This window comes from Sphingomonas sp., from assembly GCF_036388435.1.
In the GTDB taxonomy this organism is placed as follows: domain Bacteria; phylum Pseudomonadota; class Alphaproteobacteria; order Sphingomonadales; family Sphingomonadaceae; genus Sphingomonas.
This window is the reverse complement of sequence record NZ_DASVRV010000042.1, coordinates 1-17,798: the sequence shown is the minus strand read 5'-3', so window position 1 is coordinate 17,798 and position 17,798 is coordinate 1. Positions and strand designations below refer to the sequence as shown.

General features: G+C 70.1%; 20 protein-coding genes. 13 read left to right on the top strand and 7 right to left on the bottom strand.

The window, feature by feature from the left end; translation table 11 throughout:
* Window positions 1-4: 4 nt before the first annotated feature.
* Both groES and VF592_RS08730 read right to left on the bottom strand, forming a co-directional pair.
* Entirely contained in the window at window positions 5-295 is a 291-nt protein-coding gene (groES, locus tag VF592_RS08735; protein ID WP_331005232.1) for a co-chaperone GroES, read from the bottom strand.
* A gap of 126 nt (window positions 296-421) precedes the next feature.
* Window positions 422-1,825 carry an MATE family efflux transporter gene (locus VF592_RS08730; protein WP_331005231.1) on the bottom strand — a complete coding sequence of 468 codons (1,404 nt, stop codon included), beginning with the start codon at window positions 1,823-1,825 and terminating at the stop codon, window positions 422-424.
* A gap of 274 nt (window positions 1,826-2,099) precedes the next feature.
* On the opposite strand from VF592_RS08730, the gene sppA reads away from it, so the two are divergent.
* Together sppA and VF592_RS08720 are read left to right on the top strand one after the other, a co-directional pair.
* Window positions 2,100-3,980, top strand: coding sequence for a signal peptide peptidase SppA (gene sppA / locus VF592_RS08725; protein WP_331005230.1), 1,881 nt, complete (start codon window positions 2,100-2,102; stop codon window positions 3,978-3,980).
* Between the two features lie 16 nt (window positions 3,981-3,996).
* Complete coding sequence (locus VF592_RS08720; RefSeq protein ID WP_331005229.1) at window positions 3,997-4,512, top strand: arsinothricin resistance N-acetyltransferase ArsN1 family B; 516 nt, start codon at window positions 3,997-3,999, stop codon at window positions 4,510-4,512.
* Here the strand turns inward: VF592_RS08720 and VF592_RS08715 are convergent.
* Window positions 4,509-5,138: a trimeric intracellular cation channel family protein gene (locus VF592_RS08715; protein WP_331005228.1), complete on the bottom strand. Its 630-nt coding sequence runs from the start codon at window positions 5,136-5,138 to the stop codon at window positions 4,509-4,511. The genes VF592_RS08720 and VF592_RS08715 overlap by 4 nt on opposite strands.
* Before the next feature lie 151 nt (window positions 5,139-5,289).
* Here VF592_RS08715 and VF592_RS08710 point away from each other — a divergent pair, with 151 nt between their 5' ends.
* A complete protein-coding gene (locus VF592_RS08710) occupies window positions 5,290-5,598 on the top strand; it encodes a glycine zipper 2TM domain-containing protein (protein WP_331005227.1) in 309 nt (102 codons plus the stop codon).
* Window positions 5,599-5,761: 163 nt separating this feature from the next.
* Window positions 5,762-6,244 (top strand): glycine zipper 2TM domain-containing protein, encoded by a 483-nt coding sequence (locus VF592_RS08705; RefSeq protein WP_331005226.1) that lies wholly within the window; start codon window positions 5,762-5,764, stop codon window positions 6,242-6,244.
* Window positions 6,245-6,299: 55 nt separating this feature from the next.
* On the opposite strand, the gene VF592_RS08700 is transcribed toward VF592_RS08705, so the two are convergent.
* Window positions 6,300-6,521 carry a hypothetical protein gene (locus VF592_RS08700; protein ID WP_331005225.1) on the bottom strand — a complete coding sequence of 74 codons (222 nt, stop codon included), beginning with the start codon at window positions 6,519-6,521 and terminating at the stop codon, window positions 6,300-6,302.
* Window positions 6,522-6,651: 130 nt separating this feature from the next.
* Here VF592_RS08700 and VF592_RS08695 point away from each other — a divergent pair, with 130 nt between their 5' ends.
* Genes VF592_RS08695 through VF592_RS08685 form a run of 3 tightly spaced genes read left to right on the top strand, consistent with a single transcriptional unit; the run spans window position 6,652 to window position 8,899 of the window.
* Entirely contained in the window at window positions 6,652-7,398 is a 747-nt protein-coding gene (locus tag VF592_RS08695; protein WP_331005224.1) for a hypothetical protein, read from the top strand.
* Between the two features lie 44 nt (window positions 7,399-7,442).
* Window positions 7,443-7,814 (top strand): fluoride efflux transporter CrcB, encoded by a 372-nt coding sequence (gene crcB, locus VF592_RS08690; RefSeq protein WP_331005223.1) that lies wholly within the window; start codon window positions 7,443-7,445, stop codon window positions 7,812-7,814.
* Window positions 7,811-8,899, top strand: coding sequence for an RluA family pseudouridine synthase (locus VF592_RS08685; protein ID WP_331005222.1), 1,089 nt, complete (start codon window positions 7,811-7,813; stop codon window positions 8,897-8,899). Before crcB ends, VF592_RS08685 begins: the two co-directional genes overlap by 4 nt.
* Window positions 8,900-8,922: 23 nt before the next feature.
* On the opposite strand, the gene VF592_RS08680 is transcribed toward VF592_RS08685, so the two are convergent.
* Window positions 8,923-9,225, bottom strand: a complete 303-nt coding sequence (locus VF592_RS08680) for an endonuclease domain-containing protein (protein WP_331005221.1) — start codon at window positions 9,223-9,225, stop codon at window positions 8,923-8,925.
* 235 nt (window positions 9,226-9,460) lie between these two features.
* On the opposite strand from VF592_RS08680, the gene VF592_RS08675 reads away from it, so the two are divergent.
* Genes VF592_RS08675 through VF592_RS08665 form a run of 3 tightly spaced genes read left to right on the top strand, consistent with a single transcriptional unit; the run spans window position 9,461 to window position 11,036 of the window.
* Window positions 9,461-10,129: an HAD-IA family hydrolase gene (locus tag VF592_RS08675; RefSeq protein WP_331005220.1), complete on the top strand. Its 669-nt coding sequence runs from the start codon at window positions 9,461-9,463 to the stop codon at window positions 10,127-10,129.
* The gene (locus VF592_RS08670) at window positions 10,126-10,347 is read left to right on the top strand and encodes a hypothetical protein (RefSeq protein ID WP_331005219.1); all 222 of its coding nucleotides are present in this window, start codon (window positions 10,126-10,128) and stop codon (window positions 10,345-10,347) included. Before VF592_RS08675 ends, VF592_RS08670 begins: the two co-directional genes overlap by 4 nt.
* On the top strand, window positions 10,344-11,036 hold the full coding sequence (locus VF592_RS08665) for an ATP12 family chaperone protein (protein ID WP_331005218.1): 693 nt from the start codon (window positions 10,344-10,346) through the stop codon (window positions 11,034-11,036). Before VF592_RS08670 ends, VF592_RS08665 begins: the two co-directional genes overlap by 4 nt.
* On the opposite strand, the gene gmk is transcribed toward VF592_RS08665, so the two are convergent.
* Window positions 11,020-11,673, bottom strand: a complete 654-nt coding sequence (gene gmk, locus VF592_RS08660) for a guanylate kinase (protein WP_331005275.1) — start codon at window positions 11,671-11,673, stop codon at window positions 11,020-11,022. The genes VF592_RS08665 and gmk overlap by 17 nt on opposite strands.
* A 116-nt stretch (window positions 11,674-11,789) precedes the next feature.
* On the opposite strand from gmk, the gene VF592_RS08655 reads away from it, so the two are divergent.
* The 3 genes from VF592_RS08655 to VF592_RS08645 all read left to right on the top strand — a co-directional run bounded on the left by VF592_RS08655 (window position 11,790) and on the right by VF592_RS08645 (window position 15,505).
* The gene (locus tag VF592_RS08655; RefSeq protein ID WP_331005217.1) at window positions 11,790-13,529 is read left to right on the top strand and encodes a DEAD/DEAH box helicase; all 1,740 of its coding nucleotides are present in this window, start codon (window positions 11,790-11,792) and stop codon (window positions 13,527-13,529) included.
* Entirely contained in the window at window positions 13,526-14,023 is a 498-nt protein-coding gene (locus tag VF592_RS08650; protein WP_331005274.1) for a YaiI/YqxD family protein, read from the top strand. Before VF592_RS08655 ends, VF592_RS08650 begins: the two co-directional genes overlap by 4 nt.
* Before the next feature lie 72 nt (window positions 14,024-14,095).
* Window positions 14,096-15,505 carry a hypothetical protein gene (locus VF592_RS08645; protein ID WP_331005216.1) on the top strand — a complete coding sequence of 470 codons (1,410 nt, stop codon included), beginning with the start codon at window positions 14,096-14,098 and terminating at the stop codon, window positions 15,503-15,505.
* A 236-nt stretch (window positions 15,506-15,741) separates the two neighbouring features.
* On the opposite strand, the gene glf is transcribed toward VF592_RS08645, so the two are convergent.
* Window positions 15,742-17,798 (bottom strand): UDP-galactopyranose mutase (gene glf, locus VF592_RS08640; protein ID WP_331005215.1); only part of this gene is annotated, 2,057 nt, incomplete at its 5' end.

Below are 17,798 nucleotides of genomic sequence, written 5' to 3'. Positions count from 1 at the left end.
GAAATCAGCCCTCGACGATGCCGAGGATGTCCGATTCCTTCATGATCAGCAGGTCCTCGCCGTCGACCTTGACCTCGGTGCCCGACCATTTGCCGAACAGCACCTTGTCGCCGGCCTTGACCTCGAGCGGATGGACCTCGCCGGACTCGGAACGCGCGCCGGTGCCGGCGGCGACGACCTCGCCCTCCTGGGGCTTTTCCTTGGCGGTGTCGGGAATGATGATCCCGCCCGCGGTCTTCTCTTCAGCCTCGACGCGGCGAACGAGGACGCGGTCGTGCAACGGACGAAAATTCATGCGTTGGCCCTTTGCTATGAATGTGAAAGTTTCTTGGCACTCCCGGATCGGGAGTGCCAGCGAGGCGCATATGTGCCCGGTGCGCCGGCTCGTCAACAGGTGCGGCCGCATTTTCTGAACGGATCGTCAGGCGGGCAGCAGCCCTAGCCGCTCGCGCGCGATCCAGCGCCAGCCGAGCAGCACCGACACGACCGCCAGCCCGACCGCCAGGCCGGTCCAGATGCCGACTCCGCCCCATCCCGTCCCGAAACCGAGCAGCACCGCGACCCCGAACCCGGCTACCCAATAGCCGAACAAGGCGATCAGCATCGGCACGCGCGTGTCCTGCAGGCCGCGCAGCACCCCCGCCGCGACCGCCTGGGCGCCGTCGAAAAGCTGGAACATCGCCGCCAGCGTCAGGAATTGTAACGCGAGCGCGACGGCGCGGGCGTTGGCGGGCGCGTCGACATCCAGATACACGGACACGAAGGGGCGCGGCGCGAGCACGATTGCGCCCGCGGTCACCGCCATGAACCCGATCCCGACCGCCAGCGACACCCAGCCCGCTAGCGCGATCCAGCGGCGGTCGGCCGCCCCATACGCCATGCCGACGCGGATCGTCGCGGCCTGGGCGATGCCGAACGGCACCTGAAAGGCGATGGCGGCGATGTTGAGCGCGACCGCGTGCGCCGCGACCTCCGTCACCCCGATCAGCCCCATCAGGAACCCCGCCCCGCCGAACAGCGCGCCTTCGAAGGTGAGAGTGAAGGCGATGGGGATGCCCAGCCGCACGATCTCGGCGATGCGCGTCCGCTCGACGCGCCACCAGCGGCCGAACAGGCGGTAGCGCCGGAGCTTCGGGTCGACCAGCAGGATGACGACATAGGCGAGCATCATCGCGACGCTGGTCACCAGGCTGGCGAGCGCCGCCCCTTCCAGTCCCAGCGCGGGGACCGGCCCCGCACCGAAGACGAGCAGCCAATTGGCGAGCACCGCGACGCCCAGCGCGACCGCTGCGACCGCCAGTGCATAGGCGGGCCGGCCCAGCGCCGCCGCGACGGTGCGCATCACGCCCGTGGCGATGGCGGGGATCAGCGCCCAGAGCAGGATGTCGAGGAACGCATCGGCGCGCGCGGCGACGCGGGGGTCCTGCCCCGCCGCGCCCAGCAGCCACTCGCCTTGTGCGAGCAGCAGCAGGAAGGGCGCTCCCGCCAGCACCGCCAGCCACAGCGCCATGCGGAACGATCGCCTGACCTCGCGCACCGCGTGGCGGCGCTGGCCGAGTTCGGCGGCGATCAGCGGCGCGACCGCCCCGGTCAGCCCGGTCAGCGCCCACAGGACCAGCCCGTAGAGATAGACGCCCAATGTCGCCGCGGCGAACTCGACCTCGCCCAGTCGCGCCACGAATATCACGTCGACCGCATAGACCGCCATCTGCAACAGGTTCGCCCCGACCAGCGGCATGGCGAGCCGCACCAGCGCACGCAGTTCCTCGCGCCAGTCGGTAGGCACGGCGGTGTTCGAAGGGGTCGGAAGGACGGCTGCGGACATGGCGCGCGCGGCCTAGCGGAGGCGGGACGGGTTGGACAGGGCGGGCATGACCTCCCCTCCCTGGAATAGGGAGGGGTCGGGGGTGGGTGGACGTGAGACCCTGTCGACCATTCCGCCCTGGCATTCCTCCCGAACCGCATCCCGTCCACCCACCCCCAGCCCCTCCCTGAATCCAGGGAGGGGAGAGCGAAACCGTATTGCTCGATTACGACACTTACGCCTAGAGTGGCGGGAACGAGCGACCGGCTTTCGCCCGGCGCGGGGGATAGCGAACGTGAAGCTGGTACGCGGCGCCTGGCGGCTGTTGGTGGGGATCAAGGACGCGCTCGTCCTGCTCGCCATGCTGTTGTTCTTCGGTCTCCTGTTCGCCGCGCTCGCGGCGCGTCCGGGCGGCAAGGCGGTCGGCGAGGGGGCGCTGCTGCTCGACCTGGACGGACCGATCGTCGAGCAGCCCGCCGAGCCCGCGGCGCTGGCGGCGCTGTCCAACCAGGAGGTACCCGTCGAATACCGGCTGCGCGACGTGATCCGCGCGCTCGACGCCGCGCGCACCGATGCGCGGGTCAAGGCGGTGGTGCTCGACCTGGACGGGTTCGGCGGCGGCTATCCCGCGACCCTGGGCGAGGTCGCCGACGCGCTGATCCGCGTGCGCAACGCGGGCAAGCCCGTGCTGAGCTACGCCACCGGCTATACCGACGCCGGCTACCGCCTCGCCGCCGCGTCGAGCGAGATCTGGGTGGACCCGATGGGCGGCACGATCTTCACCGGCCCCGGCGGTAGCCAGCCCTATCTGAAGGGGCTGCTCGACCGGCTCGGCGTCAACGCGCATATCTACCGGGTCGGGCGCTACAAGGCCGCCGTCGAGCCGCTGCTGCTGACCCGGCAATCGCCCGAATCGCGCCAGGCGAGCGAGGCGCTCTACGGATCGCTGTTCGGGCAATGGCGCGACGCGATCCGCCGGATGCGGCCCCGGGCGCAGATCGACGCGTTCCTGAGCCAGCCCGACCGGGTGATCGTCGCCGCGGGCGGCGATATCGCGCGCGCCAACCTCCAGGCGGGGATCGTCGACAAATTGGGCGACCGGATCGCCTTCGGCAAGCGCGTGGCGCAGCTTGCGGGGACGGATACGGCGAAGCCGGCGGGCTGGTTCAAGCGCATCGGCTACGACCAGTGGCTCGCCGCCAATCCGATGAAGACGGGCGGCGACGCGATCGGCATCGTCACCGTCGCGGGCAACATCGTCGACGGCCAGGCGGGGCCCGGCACGGCGGCGGGCGACACCATCGCCAAGGCGGTGCTCGACGGGCTGGCGACCAACAAGCTCAAGGCGCTGGTCGTGCGCGTCGACTCGCCCGGCGGCTCGGCGCTGGCGAGCGAGCGCATCCGCCGGGCGGTGCTCGAGGCCAAGCGCCGGGGGCTGCCGGTCGTGGTGTCGATGGGCGGGCTGGCGGCGTCGGGCGGCTATTGGGTCGCGACGGCGGGCGACACGATCTTCGCCGAACCCACCACCATCACCGGGTCGATCGGCATCTTCGGCGTCATCCCGACCTTCGAGCGGACGCTCGCCAAGATCGGTGTGACCTCGGACGGGGTACGCACCACGCCGCTGTCGGGGCAACCCGACATCATCGCGGGAACGAACACGGCGGTCGACACCGTGCTGCAATCGGCGATCGAGAACGGCTATCGCCAGTTCATCGCCCGCGTGGCGACCGCGCGCAAGCTGACGCCGCAACGGGTCGACGAGATCGGCCAGGGCCGCGTCTGGGACGGCGGCACCGCGCGGCAGATCGGGCTGGTCGACCGGTTCGGTGGCCTGTCCGACGCGATCGCCGAGGCGGCGCGACGTGCCAAGCTCGATCCCAAGGCGGTGCGCACCGTGTATCTGGAGAAGGAGCCCGGCTGGGCGGCGCAGCTGGCCTCCTCCTTCCGCTCCGATCCCGAGGAGGCGGGCGGCGCACCGACGGGCGACGCGTTCGGGCGGATCGCGGCCGACCGGCGGATGCTGCTGGCGCGCGCGGTGGCGGACGCGCGAATGCTGGCGACCGGCGGATCGGTGCAGGCGCGCTGCATCGAATGCGCCGGGTTGGGGCCGGTCACCGCGTCGGCGGGCGATGTAAAGCTTCTCGACCTGATCCTCGCCAGACTCGGCTGGTAGGGGCGACGGTCCCCTCGTGACCGCGGTTGGCCGGGCACGACCGGGCGACGCCGTCGCGATCGCGGCGATCTACGCCCCCCATGTCACCGACGGGGTGGTGTCGTTCGAGCTCACCCCGCCCGATGCGGCCGAGGTGGCGCGGCGGATGGCCGATGGCGGCACGCGCTATCCGTGGCTGGTAGCGGAGGATGACGGGCGGGTGCTCGGCTATGCCTATGCCTCCGCTTTCCGGGCACGCGCGGCCTATGATTGGGCGGTGGAGACGACGGTGTACATCGCGACCGCGGCGCAGGGGCGCGGGGTGGGGCGTTCGCTGTACGGCGCGCTGCTGGCGGAGTTGATCAGGGCGGGCTTTACCCAGGCCGTGGCGGTGATCGCGCTGCCGAACGACGCGTCGGTGCGGCTGCACGAGCGGCTCGGCTTCGCGCCCGTCGGGGTCAATCCGGCGATCGGGTATAAGCATGGGCGGTGGATCGACGTCGGGATATGGCAGCGCGCGCTGGCCACCCTCACCGCGCCGGTCCCGCGTTAGGCGCGATCGCCGTAAGCCGGGAGGGCTAGGTGCCATCGGATCGCCGCCGCCCGCAGCGCGAAGCCCGAGGCGGCCGCGATCCCCGCCGCGAGCACCGCCGGCACGCCCAGCATCGCGAGCGTCACATAGAAAGTGGCGGCGAGCGCGGCGGCGGTGACATAGAGTTCGGGCCGCATCAGGATCGACGGCTCGCCCGCCAGGATGTCGCGGATGATCCCGCCCACACAGGCGGTCACCACCCCCATCAGCGCGGCGGGGACCGGCGGCACGCCCAGGTTCAGCGCCTTGGCCGCCCCGAACACCGCATAGGCGGCGAGTCCGACCGCATCTAGCCAGTCGAGCGCGGCGCCGCGCCACCAGCGATGCGGGGTGACCCAGATCAGCACCGCCATCGCCAGGCACACGACCGCCGGCCAGGGGTCGCGCACCCAGAAAACCGGCGCATCGATCAGCAGGTCGCGCACCGTGCCCCCGCCCACCCCGGTCGCTAGCGCAAAGAAGGCGAGCGTCACGATCGTCTGCCCCCGCCGGGCCGCCGCCAGCGCGCCAGACGCCGCGAACACCGCCAGGCCGGCGGTGTCGAGCCAGGGAATAGCGGCCGGCAGCATCGCGACGGGAGTGAGCATGACTCCGGGTTAGCGCACCCTGGCGCGCAGACAAGCAGCCGCGACCCGGCTCCTTGCGTACGGCTTACGGGTTCGTTGTTTTGGGTTCATGCAACCTGCGCCACAAGCGGGTCGTTACTGATCCATACCGGTTCCAAAAAAGGAGTGTTTCATGCGTAAGTTCCTGCTCGCCCTGGGCTGCACCGCGATGGTGGCACCCGCGCTCACCGTTCCCGACGTCGCCGACGCGCAGCGTCGCTACAAGTATGGCGAGTGGCGCGACGATCGCGGGCGTACGCGCTGCCGCAAGCCCGACGGCACCACCGGCCTGGTGGTCGGCGGCATTGCGGGCGCGTTGCTGGGCCGGACCGTCGACACGCGCGGCGACCGGACGATCGGCACGCTGGGCGGCGCCGCCGCGGGCGCGCTGGCCGGCCGCGCCATCGACCGGGGCGGCAGCAACAACCGCCGCTGCCGCTAAAACCCGACTGCCGAGGATGGGGGCGTCGCGACAGGGTCGCGGCGCCCCTTTTCATGTCCGATCGCCTGAGGCGCGGATGAACGGGACGTAGTTTTCGGTTCACGCAACCCGGCCCCATGATCGCGGGTTATCTGATCAGCGTCCATTTGAACGGAGTAAGATCATGCGTACCGTCCTGTTATCGGCCGCGCTCGCCGCGACCGGCTTCGCCGCCCTCCCCGCCGCCCCCGTCCAGGCGCAGAGTGCCGAGCGCGAATATCGCCGCGACGTCCGTCAGGCCAATCGCGAATATCGCCGCGACACGCGCCAGGCGCAGCGCGATTACCGCCAATATCGCAATTACGACTATAATCGCCTGGAGCCCGGTCAGCGCGGCTATTATGCCGATCAATATTACCGCGACGGCAGCAACTATCAGCAGCGTCGCCTGAGCCGCAACGACCGCATCTATCGCGGGCAGAACGGGCGCTATTATTGCCGCCGCTCGGACGGCACGACCGGGCTGATCATCGGTGGCTTGGCGGGCGGCGTCGTCGGCAATCTGCTCGACAATGGCCGGTCGTCGCTGCTCGGCACGTTGCTCGGCGGCGCGGGCGGCGCAGTGATCGGCCGCTCGGTGGATCGCGGGCAGGTAGTCTGCCGCTAAGATCGGAACCGAAGGATGAAAGGGCTCGGCGGGCTACCGCCGGGCCCTTTTCGCGTCAGATGATCCCGCCGCCCAGCATCAATCGCAGGCCGAAGATCAGGATCAGCACGAGGTTGAGGTTGCGTCCGGCCTTGCCCGACGACATCGCCCCGATACCGGCGCCCAGGATCCCGACCGGGATCACGAACCAGTTGAGCCAGCCGAGCAGCGGGACGAACGCGACCAGCCCCGCGGCCAGCGTGACGAGACCGATCAGGACCGAGACGATGTTGAGCATCGCGTGAAAATGGCGCACGCCATGGCATGATGCAACCGGCGGTTAAGCACGCTTGGATACGGTTCGTTAACGCTTGCCCTTCCACGGTGATCGGCGAATCGTGGTTGCCCGTGTGTTAAGGATTTCGCCGATGCGCCTTCTCGCCATCCTGACCCTTTCGGTCGCGCTCGCCGGGTGCGGGGGCGGTGCGCCGGCGCCCGACGAGCTGGCGCAACTCGACCGCGAGCTGGCGGAGGCGAATGGCGCCTCGCCTGCGCGCGATCCCGCGGTCGCGGCGGCGCTGGGCGATCAGATCATGGTCGACCCCCGCCTGACCCAACAATCGAACGCCAATGCGATCCGTCCACCGAACCGCCCCGATGGCGGCGCGGTGGCGCCCGTCGACATCGCCGCCCGGCCCGATAGCACGCCGCCGCAAGGGCTGGCTTCCGCGCCCGCCACCAAGGCCGATTGCCCCGAATGCCGCGCGCGCGGCGGCGCGCTGACGTTGGGCGCGCTCGCGGAGCGCCAGCCGGATCGCCGGACCGCCGATTGCGCGGGACGGCTCCGCTATTCGGCAGGATGGGCGAACCGCCTGCCCGCCGCCGCCCCGCTCTACCCCGATGCGCGGGTGATCGAGGCGGCTGGGGTGGACGAGGAGGGCTGTTCGCTGCGCGTGGTCAGCTTCCGCAGCTCGGCCCCGCTTCAGCGGCTGGCGGACTGGTACGCCACCAGCGGGCGTCGCGCGGGCTATGGCGCCGAGCACCGGGTCGACGGTGCCGTCCATGTCGTCGGCGGCACACGGGGGGGCACGCGCGACGGCGCGGCCTATCTCGCCTATCTGCGCGCGCGGGCGGACGGCAGCACCGATGTGGATCTCATCGCCAACGGGGGATGACGCCGCACCTCGCGCCCGCGGCCGATTCAGGCTAACGGGCGGCGATGTCCTTGTTTCTCGTCATGGCCGGCGGGGCGATCGGGTCGGGTGCACGCTATTTGAGCGGGCGCGCGGCCTTGGTGATCGCCGGGCCGGATTTCCCTTATGCCACATTGTTCGTGAACCTGCTCGGCGGGCTGCTGATGGGCGTACTCGCCGGGCTGGTCGCGCGCGGCACGCCGGCCGAGGGATGGCGCCTGTTCGCAGGCGTCGGCCTGCTCGGCGGCTTTACCACCTTTTCCGCCTTTTCGCTCGACACGGTTCAGCTGTTCGAGCGCGGCGCCGTGGCAATGGCGGCGGGTTACGTGCTGGTGTCGGTACTGGGCTCGATCGCGGCGCTGGTCGCGGGACTCCAGCTTGCAAGGGCGATCGGATGAGCGACGGCGTACGGCAATTTCCGGTCGGCTATGACGATGACGGCATCCGCGTCGACCGCTGGTTCAAGCGGCACCTGCCCGACACCAGCTTCACCGTCGTCGCCAAATGGGCGCGCACCGGCCAGCTCCGCCTGGACGGCTCGCGCGTGGGACCGGGTGACCGCATCGCCGCGGGCCAGGTGCTGCGCGTGCCGCCGCCCGAGCCGGTGCGCGTCGACGAGAAGCCCCAGCGCGAACGCGTGCCGCTGACCGAGGACCAGATCGCCTTCGCCAGCGAGATGGTGATCCACCGCGACGCGGCCGCCCTGGTGCTCAACAAGCCGCCGGGCCTGGCGACGCAGGGCGGGACCAAGACGGTCGAGCATGTCGACGGGCTGCTCGACGCCTTCGCCGAAGGAGAATCGCGGCCCAAGCTCGTCCACCGGCTCGATAAGGACACGAGTGGAGCGCTGCTCGTCGCGCGGTCGGCGCGGGCGGCGGGCTTCTTCGCCAAGGCCTTTTCCAGCCGCACCGCGCGCAAGACCTATTGGGCATTGGTCGTCGACGTACCCTCGATCGACGACGGCATGGTGGAACTGCCCATCGCCAAGCAGCCCGGCACCGGCGGCGAGAAGATGCATGTCGACGAGGCCGAGGGCCTGACCGCGCGCACCCGTTACCGCGTGATCGAACGTGCGGGCAACCGCACCGCCTGGGTCGAGCTCCAGCCCTTCACCGGCCGCACCCACCAGCTCCGCGTCCACATGGCCGCGATCGGCCACCCGATCGTCGGCGACGGCAAATATGGCGGCCAAGCGGCGTTTCTGACCGGCGGGATCAGCCGCAAGATGCACCTCCACGCCAGGCGCATCCGGGTCGACCACCCCGATGGCGGGGCGATCGACGTCACCGCCGAGCTGCCGACGCACTTCGCCGAGTCGCTGGCCGTGCTGGGGTTCGAGGAGATGAACGGCAACTTCCTCCCCGACGACAGCGAAAAGGCCCCGCCGTCGAAGGAGCTGATCAAGACGCGCGCCAAGGCCCACGCGAAGTCGGTGCGGAAAGCGCGCAGGGGCGAGCGGCGGGGACGGGGCGGCGAGCGTTAGGCGGTAACGCGTTCGCCGACCCGCTAGAGAACGAACGTCGCCGCGCCTTCCGGGTTGGCGAGCACGTCCGAATTCCGTAGCCGGATCACGCGCCCACCTCCCCGTTCGAGCCAGGCGGTCCTTCGGGTATCGTAATCGAGTTGATCGTGGTGCTGACTGCCGTCGAGCTCGACCGCGACCCTGGCCTGCCGGCAGGCCAGGTCGATGATGAAGCCGCCGACCCGGAGTTGACGCGTGAAGCGTGGCCGGGTGGATGCGAGCAAGCGCCATAGCGCCCGCTCCGCCGGGGTGGCCTCCCGGCGAAGCGCGCGGGCGCGTTCGGTCATGAATTCAGGGACGCGTCACCGCATCGGTGGATGATAATCGGAGGAAGGATGACCGCAACTCCCCTCCCTGGAAAGGGAGGGGTTGGGGGTGGGTGGACGGGAGAACGTCGGCGATCATCCCCTCCCCGTCCACGCTCACCCGATCAGAGCGCATCCCGTCCACCCACCCCCGGCCCCTCCCTGTTCGAGGGAGGGGAGAGTTCCCTTCGTGCCTTGCTCCTTATAAGGAGCGGCCATGCCCGCCCCCATCCGCCTCGCCCTGTTCGACTGCGACGGCACGCTGGTGGACAGTCAGGCCAATATCTGCCGCGCGATGGAGCATGCCTTCGACCGGCACGGGCTCGCGCCGCCGCCGCGCGCGGCGATCCGGCGGATCGTGGGGTTGAGCCTGGTCGAGGCGGTGGCCGCGCTGACGCCGGAGGCCGACGACGCGTTCCATCGGCGGGTCGCCGCGGATTACAAACAGGCGTTCCACGCGCTCAGGAGCGAGAACCGGCTCGACGAGGAGCCGTTGTTCGACGGAGTGGCGGCGGTGCTCGACACGCTCCGCGCAGGCGGCTGGACGCTCGGCGTGGCGACGGGGAAGTCGGACCGGGGGCTTGCTCATATCCTTGCCCATCACGGGATCGCGGGCCGGTTCGCGACGCTCCAGACCGCCGATCGCCACCCGTCCAAGCCCGACCCGGCGATGGCGTTCGCCGCCATGGCCGAGGTCGGGGCGCGGCCGGAGCATTGCGTGATGATCGGCGACACCAGCTTCGACATGGCGATGGGCAAGGCCGCCGGCGCGAGGGCGGTAGGCGTCGCCTGGGGCTATCACGGCGTCGCCGAGCTGATCGACGCGGGGGCCGATGTCGTCGCGACCGAGGCGCACGCGCTGCCGCATCTGCTGGAGGCCCCATGACCGATCCCGAGCTGCTGGCGCGGACGCGTTACTACACCATGATGGCGGTCGAGCTCGCCGGGGTCGCGGGGGCGGTGTTCGGGCTGGTGCTGATCGGGCGGAGCACCGGCACGGTGCCGCGCGTGATCGGGGCGGCGATCGTCTTGTCGGCGTTGCTGATGATCGCGTCGGTGCCCCGCGCCATGGCCCGGCGCTGGCGGACGCCGCCCGGTTCATGAAGCGTTTCTGGACGGAGGTGACGATCGGCGCCGACCGGGTGGTGGCGCTCGACGGGCGGCCGGTGCGCACGCCCGGACGCGTGCCGCTGGCGCTGCCGACCGACGCGCTGGCGGAAGCGGTGGCCGGTGAATGGCGCGCGGTGGGGGAGACGGTGGACCCGCGCGCGATGCCGCTCACCGGGCTGGCCAATGCCGCGATCGACCGCGTCGCACCCGATCCCGCGCCCTTCGCGGCCGGACTGGCACGCTACGGCGAGTCGGACCTGCTCTGCTACCGCGCCCCCGCGCCCGCGCCGCTCGTGGGGCGCCAAGCCGCGGCCTGGGACCCGCCGCTCGACTGGGCGCGGGGACGGTACGACGTGCATCTCGCGGTCGCGACGGGGGTGATGCACGTCGCCCAGCCGCCCCTCGCGATCGCGCGGCTGGGCGAAGCGGTGGCGGCGCGCGACCCCTGGACGCTGGCGGCGCTGTCGCCGATCGTCACCATCACCGGCTCGCTCGTCCTCGCGCTCGCGCTCGCCGAGGAGGCGATGACGGCGGCGGCGGTCTGGAGCGCGTCGACCGTCGACGAGGACTGGCAGATGGAATTATGGGGCGAGGACCCGCTCGCGACCCAGGCGCGCGCGGTCCGGCGCGACGATTATGATGCGGGCGTGCGCTTCCTGGAGGCGGTCAGAGCGCCCTGGTGAGCTTGCGGATGAAGCCGATCAGCCCCGTCTGACGCGACCGCTTCAGCCGCTCGGCCGCCAGGATCGTGCGGACGCGCTCGAAACATTGCTCCACATCGTCGTTGACGAGCACATAATCGTAACCGTCCCAGTGGCTCACCTCGGCGGCGGCCCGCGCCATGCGGGCGTCAATCACCTGCGTCGTGTCGGTGGCGCGGCGGAGCAGCCGTTCGTGGAGCTCCTCCATCGAGGGCGGGAGGATGAACACGCGCACCACGTCGCCGCCGGCGATCTGGTGGAGCTGTTGCGCACCCTGCCAGTCGATATCGAACAGCACGTCGCGCCCCGATTTCAGGATCGCCTCGACCGGCGCGCGCGGGGTGCCGTAACGCTCGCCGAAGACATGCGCCCATTCGAGGAATTCATGGTCGGCGACCATGCGCCGGAACCGGTCGAGATCGACGAAATGATAGTCGCGCCCGTCCTCCTCGCCCGCGCGCATCGGGCGGGTGGTGGCGGAAACCGACATCTCCAGTTCGGGCTCGACCGCCAGCAGCTTGCGCGCGATGGTCGATTTGCCCGCCCCCGATGGCGAGGACAGGACGAACAGCACGCCGCGACGATGCATGCCGTGCGGGTCGGTGGGGTGGCGGTCCATGCGCGCCCATGACGTGCGCGAGCGGCCCGCGTCAAGACGCACGATCACGCCCCGCTCCTGCTCCATCCAGCCGCCCCCTTGCCCCAAGGGCCGTTAAGGGCCATTTGCTGCCATTCATGACATTCCCCAATCTACCCGCCCCGCTTGCCGCGGCGCTTTCCGCGCGCGGTTATGCCGACCCCACTCCCGTCCAGGCGGCGGTCCTCGACGCGGTCGCGCGCGGGCGCGACCTGCTCGTCTCCGCGCAGACCGGCTCGGGCAAGACCGTCGCCTTCGGGCTCGCCTTCGCTGACGAGCTGATGGACGAGGAAGGCCGCCTGCCCCCGGCCGCCAAGCCGCTGGCGCTGGCGATCGCGCCGACGCGCGAGCTGGCGCTGCAGGTCGCGACCGAGCTCAACTGGCTCTACGAGGGCGCACGCGGGCGCGTCGTCACCTGTGTCGGCGGCATGGACGCGTCCAAGGAGCGGCGCTCGCTGAACCACGGCGCGCATATCGTCGTGGGCACGCCCGGCCGGTTGCGCGACCATCTGGAGCGCGGCAGCCTCGACCTGTCGAGCTTACGCGCCGCCGTGCTCGACGAGGCGGACGAGATGCTCGACATGGGGTTTCGCGAGGATCTGGAGCAGATCCTCGACGCGACGCCGGCCGAGCGGCGGACCCTGCTCTTCTCCGCGACCATCCCCCGCCCGATCGTGGCGCTGGCGCGCACCTATCAGCGCGACGCGCACCGGATCGAGACCACGGCGGGCGAGCGCGGCCACGGCGACATCGCCTATCAGGCGGTGACCTGCGCGCCCGCGGATATCGAGAATGTCGTCGTCAACCTGCTCCGCCTCCACGAGGCGGAGACGGCGATCCTGTTCTGCGCGACGCGCGACAATGTGCGCCACCTCCACGCGTCGCTCAACGAGCGCGGCTTCGGCGCGGTCGCGCTGTCGGGCGAGCACAGCCAGTCGGAGCGCAACCACGCGCTCCAGGCGCTGCGCGACGGCCGGGCGCGGGTCTGCGTGGCGACCGACGTCGCCGCGCGCGGGATCGATCTGCCCGGTCTGAGCCTCGTCGTCCATGTCGAGGTGCCGCGCGACGCCGAGGTGCTCCAGCACCGGTCGGGCCGCACCGGCCGCGCGGGCGCCAAGGGCACCGCGGTCATCATCGTCCCCTATCCCCGCCGCCGCCGCGTCGAGGGGATGCTCCGCGGCGCGCGGATCGAGGCCGAGTGGATCCAGCCGCCCACTCCGCAAGCGATCCGCACCGCCGACCGCGAGCGCCTGCTCGTCAAGCTGCTCGCCCCCGTCGAGGTCGACGAGGAGGATCAGGCGCTGGCCGAGCGGCTGCTCGCCGAGAAGACCCCCGCCGAGATCGCCGCCGCCCTGGTCCATGCGCACCGCGCGTCGATGCCCGCGCCCGAGGAGCTGATCGCCGCCGAACAGCGCGCCGAGCGCCGCCCGCCGCGCGACGATTTCGGTCCCTCCGCTTGGTTCCGGCTCGATATCGGGCGCCGCCAGAACGCCGATCCGCGGTGGCTGCTGCCGCTGCTCTGCCGTCGCGGCCATGTGTCCAAGGACGAGATCGGCGCGATCCGCATCGGCCCGAGCGAGACGCAGTTCGAGGTGCGCGGCGATGTCGCGGCCCGGTTCGCCCAGGCGCTGGACCGGACCGCGCCCAGTGACGATAGCGGCATCACCATCCACCCGATGGACGGCATCCCCTCCGGCCCGCCGCCGCGGTCCAACGACGCGCCGCGTTATCAGGCGCGGCCGACCGGGCAGCGCCCCGACGGCCCGCGCGGACCCCGCACCGGGCCACCGCATCGCGGCCCGTCGCGCGGTGCGCCGGGGCGGGGCGGCCCGCGCTGAGCGTCGGCGATAAGACCGGGCGGCGCGTCCTGGTCGACGCGGACGCCTGCCCGGTCAAGGACGAGATATACCGCGTCGCGCTGCGCCATGGCGTCGCGGTGACGATCGTCAGCAACGCGCCGATCCGCGTGCCCGATCACCCGCTGATCGGGCGGGTCGTCGTGAGCGACGCCTTCGACGCCGCTGACGACTGGATCGTCGAGCGCGCCGGCCCCCGCGCGGTCGTGGTGACGGGCGACATCCTCCTTGCCGACCGCGTGCTGAAGACGGGTGCCGCCGCGCTGTCGCCGACGGGCAGGCCCTTCACCGCCAATTCGATCGGCGGCGCGATCGCCACCCGCGCCATCATGGCCGATCTGCGCGCGGGCGGCGACGCGATCGGCGGCCCCGCGCCGTTCGGGAAAGCGGACCGGTCGCGGTTCCTGCAGGCGTTGGACGAGATGCTGGTGCGGTCGGGGCGGGGTGGTGGAGGTGCCACGATCGTTCGGCTTTAACCCGGCGATGAGCCGCATGGGGCCAACAAATGGTCAATCGGTCGTTCAGCCGATGCGCTTCATCGTCGGGGCATGATGATGTGGTTCTCGAGCGCAGTAGGCACGATTCTAGCCGGCATCGTGTTGAGCGCGCCTGCGCCCGCGCCGGCTCGGCCATTGTCGGACGCGCCCGCGGCATCGCGGATGATCCAGGACGTGCAGGTTCCAAAGGCGCTGTTCTACGCATCGCTCGACGCGAGCGGCTATTGGTTGTGCGACCGCGAGCTGAAGCGGACCCAGGCCCGGCGCTTCGACCGGCTTTATGGCGATCGCGTCGTCAGATTAGCGGGAGCGATCACGACGCGCGAGGGAAGCGGCTGGAGCAACGATGCGATACTCACCCCATGTCGGCGCTATGCGGACAAGCGAAGCGCCCGGAGCGACGGAGACGCGGCCATGCAGCGGTTCGAGTCCGTGCTGTCGGGCATGGAGAATCGCTACGGCTTGAGCGTGGCCGCGACCGGTATGGCTTCGTCACCTGTCCCGCACGGCGCGACAATCAATCCTTCCGGTTACGCCACCATCCTTTCCGCGCCGCCGACCGGTCCCATAACGGCTCCACCTATCGCCCCTCCACCGCCGCCCGCCGATGGGCGGCCCACCCCGCTGCCAATGACCAGCGAGGCGCGCGCGGCCAGGGAGCGCATGATGAATCCTGACGACGCGACGCGGGAAGCCGCGCAGGCGCTGGATCGCCGCATCGGCCGGGCCGAGCGCGGCAATTATGTCGGCATGCGCATCGTCCGCGACCCCGGCCCGCGCTTCGCTTTCCAGTTTCGCCGGGACGCGGCGGCGACGCTCGCGCGCTATACGCGCGATGCCCGGTTCACGTCGCGCGAGGGCGGGCTGACCAGGGCGGAGCTGCAACCCGTCTTCGATGAATGGTGGAAGCGGTTCGAGCCGTTCCGCTTGGTCGGGGGCGGGTCCGTGTATGAGTTCGACGGCGTGGTCCGCTTCGATATGAATATAGACGAGGCCGGTTTTCGCGAGATCGCGGCGCGCGAGCGGTGGACCTTGCCCGAACGGCTGACGTTGCGCTTCTCGCCACCCCGCAACCTGCGTTCAATCGACCCGGCCTTGGCGCGCTACGTGCGCGTGTTCGCGCGCGCGGACCGGCACCCCGCGATCATCAACCAGGCTCTTCTCAGCGGACGCATTGTTCTTCGCGACGGCTGCTTCCGCGTGACCGGAGGCGAGGAGGGCGGCGAGGCGCTCGTAATCTTCGGCCGTGACGTGGAGCTTGGACTAGACGCCCAGGGCTACATGGTTCTGAAGCACCCAGATTCCGGCCGCGCCGCGCCCCGGATCGGCGAGCGCATGATGTGGGCGGGGCCGCTTGGCTATTCCGAAGCTGACCCGAACGTAAAGACGCTCCGGGCGAGGTGCGGAGCGGGTCCGATCGTCGCCATGGGCGTACCTGACAGCGCATTTCGCTCCGAATAGTCGGGGCGACAACCGGCCGGTTTCCACACATCGTTTCACACCACCGTCTCTGCGGACATGGTAGCGTCAGAACCGCAGGTCGAAGCTATCGCCCTGCAATGGATAGGGTGCGAGGGGTAGGACAGCGGTCGCGTTGAGAGTCCATGCTCGTCATGGGAAACCGCGTCCCGGCAAAGCCGCGTCGTCGGACGAGCGGGCGGGTTGGACCCGCCCGCGCGCCGGCCCGGCTGGGCGGCTTACGCCGCCACCGCCGCCGTCTTGGCCTTACCCAGCAGCTTGGCTTCCAGCTTGCGGTGCGTCGCCAGGGCCTGGCCCACCACCTGGTCCATATTGTAGTAGCGGTAGGTCGCGAGCCGGCCGACGAACGTCACGTCGCCCTGCACCACCGCCAGCGCCTCGTATTTCTTGAACAATGCCTGGTTCTCGTCGCGCGGGATGGGGTAATAGGGATCGCCCTCCGCCGACGGGATCTCGTAGGTGATACTCGTCTTGGGATGCACCTGGCCGGTCAGATACTTGTACTCGGTGATGCGGGTATGTGGGGTCGATTCCTTCGGATAGTTCACCACCGCGACGGGCTGGAACACCTCGGTGTCGTGCGTCTCGTGGACGAACTGGAGCGAGCGGTAGGGCAGCTTGCCGTAGCGATGCCCGAAATATTCGTCGATCGGCCCGGTGAAGACGAGATGGTCATGGGCATAGGCCTCGCGCACCTCCTCGTAATCGACGCCCAGCAGCACGTCGATATTGGGGTGGTCGAGCATCCGCTCGAACATCCGCGTATAGCCCTCCAGCGGCATCGCCTGGAAAGTATCGGTGAAATAGCGGTCGTCGATATTGGTGCGCGTCGGCACGCGGCTGGTCACCGACTTGTCGAGCTCGGACGGGTCCATGCCCCATTGCTTGCGGGTATAGCCCTGGAAGAAGGTCTCGTAGAGCTCGCGCCCGACCTTGGAGATGACGACGTCGGCGCTGGTCTTGACCACCGCGACGGGTTCGGCGCGGCTTTCCAGATAGGCCTCGGCCTCCTCGTCGGTCTTGAGGTCGAGATCGTAGAGGACGTTCAGCGTCGTGCGGTTGATCGGCATCGGCACCAGCTTGCCGTCGACATCGGCGAGCACGCGATGTTCGTATTGACGCCACTCGGTGAAGTTGGACAGGTAATCGAACACATCGGCCGAATTGGTGTGGAAGATGTGCGGGCCATATTGATGGATCAACAACCCCGCCGCGTCGAGATGGTCGAAGGCGTTGCCCGCGATATGCGGGCGGCGGTCGACGACGAGCACGCGCAGATTGGACTGCGACGCCAGCCGCTCGGCCATCACCGACCCGGCGAAACCCGCGCCGACGACGAGCACGTCATATTGGTTGCCGCGATCGGGCCAGCCGGTCGGCGACACCACCGTCTCCAGCTTGCCATGCTCGGCGACCGCCCGGCCGATCAGCGCCGACATGTCGGCGAAGGTCCGGTCCCAGGATCCGGTCGCGAGCTGCGCGTCGGCGCTGGCGAGCCAGCGGTGATCGTCGCTCTTGGCCATGGCGAAGGCGGCCTCGCACGCGCGCACAAAGGCGTCCGGCGTGTCGGCGATGTGTACCGCGTCCAGCGCGCCGTAATGCCGCACCACGTCGATCACCGGCGTGGACACGACCGGGCGGCCCGCCGCGAGATATTCGGGGGTCTTGGTCGGGCTGATGAATCGGGTCGCGTCGTTGATCGCGAACGGCATCAGCGCCACGTCCCAGCCGCTCATATAACCGGGCAGGTCGGCATAGTCGCGCCCGCCTAGATAATGGAGGTTGGCGCGGCGCGGCAGATCGGCCTCGGCGATCTTCACCACCGGGCCGATCACCACCAGCGACCATTCGGGATGGGCGTCGGCCACTGCGGCGAGCAGGTCGATGTCCATCCGCTCGTCGACCACGCCGGCCCAACCGAATTTCGGGCCGGGAATCGACGCCTGGTCGGCGGGCTCGACCGCGATCGAGCGGGCACGGGCGAAATGCGCCACGTCGACGCTCGACGGGAAGGCGTGGACGCTGGAATGCCGGTCGCGCTTGGCCTCGTACAGGCTGGTGCCGCCGGTGAAGACCAGATCGGCGATGCGGATCAGCCGCTCCTCCAGCTCGAGCAGCTCGGCCGACGCGCCCTTGAAATTGGCGAGTTCGTCCATGCAGTCATAGACGGTGCAATCGGCGTCGAGATGCTCCGACAAAGGCAGCATCATGGGGGTGTAATACCAGCGCACCAGCGCGCCCTCGGCCGGATTGGCGGCGAGCCACGCGTCGAGCA